The sequence below is a fragment of the Streptomyces sp. B6B3 genome (assembly GCF_039871525.1).
Lineage (GTDB): Bacteria > Actinomycetota > Actinomycetes > Streptomycetales > Streptomycetaceae > Streptomyces.
Genome location: NZ_JBDPLU010000068.1, coordinates 1 through 1110 on the forward strand (window position 1 = coordinate 1; position 1110 = coordinate 1110).

Below are 1110 nucleotides of genomic sequence, written 5' to 3' on the forward strand. Positions count from 1 at the left end.
CGGCAGGCCGTTCTCGGTGGGGTTCAGGGGTGTGGGTGGTGGGGTGGGGCGGTGCTGGCGCGGGTGATGAGTTGGGTGGCGAGTTCGACGTGTTCGAGGGGTGGTTGTTCGCCGCGGGCGAGGGTGATGGCCATGGTGGCGGCGGTGGTGCCCATTTTCTGGAGTGGTTGGTCGATGGTGGTGAGTGGGGGGATGATCCAGGAGGCGGGGGGCATGTTGTCGAAGCCGATGACGCTGAGGTCGTGGGGGATGCGGAGTCCGGCTTCGGCGGCGGCTTGGTAGACGCCGTAGGCCATGCCGTCGTTGCAGGCGAAGATGGCGGTGGGTGGGTTGGGCAGTCGTAGGAGTTCGCGGGTGTGGGTGAGGCCGTCGGTGATTTGGAAGGCGCCGACGCGGATGAGTTCGGGGTCGATGGGTGTGTCGGCCATGTCCATGGCGGCGCGGTGTCCGTCGAGGCGGGCGCGGCTGGCGAGGAGGCCTTCGGGGCCGGTGATGACGGCGATGCGTTGGTGGCCGAGGTGGAGGAGGTGGCGGGTGGCGGACAGGCCGCCGTTCCAGTTGCTGGCGGCGACGGAGGGGGAGGTGTGTCCGGTTTCGCCGGTGGGGTCGAGGAGGACCAGGGGGATGCCGCGGCCGCGTAGTTGGTCGGTCTGGTCGTCGGTGAGGCTGGAGTAGACGGCGATGACGCCGGTGGGTCGGCGGGCGAGGACGTCCTCGACCCAGCCGCGGCCGGGTGTGTGGCGGCCCTGGAGTTCGGATATGACGACGCCCAGGTGGTGTTCGCGGGCGACTTGTTGGACGCCGTTGAAGATCTCGACGCCGTATTCGCCGCGGACCTCGTGGAAGACGATCTCCAGGAGTGGGGCCGGGCGGCTGGCGCGTTTCTGGCGTCGGTAGCCGTGGCGGCGGATGAGGCTCTCGACCTGTTCGCGGGTGTCGGCGGCGACGTCGAAGCGGCCGTTGACGACCTTGGAGACGGTGGCGAGCGAGACCCCGACGTGTTCGGCGATCTGCGCGATGGTCAACGGACCGCTGGGCGGCTCGTCGGGCGCCTCGTTCGCCCTGACGCTCCCAGGTGCTGAGGTCATGCCACGCAGTGTAACCCCCGGG

Annotated in this window: 1 protein-coding gene; it reads right to left on the reverse strand. The window is 69.5% G+C overall.

Annotation, left to right across the window (positions count from 1 at the left end):
- Positions 1-23: 23 nt before the first annotated feature.
- A complete protein-coding gene (locus ABGB06_RS39380; RefSeq protein WP_347600555.1) occupies positions 24-1088 on the reverse strand; it encodes a substrate-binding domain-containing protein in 1065 nt (354 codons plus the stop codon).
- Positions 1089-1110: the final 22 nt, after the last annotated feature.

Excerpts from the sequence above, each read along its gene's own strand:
- ABGB06_RS39380 (WP_347600555.1), bottom strand. The coding sequence starts at position 1,088 with ATGACCTCAGCACCTGGGAGCGTCAGGGCGAACGAGGCGCCCGACGAG.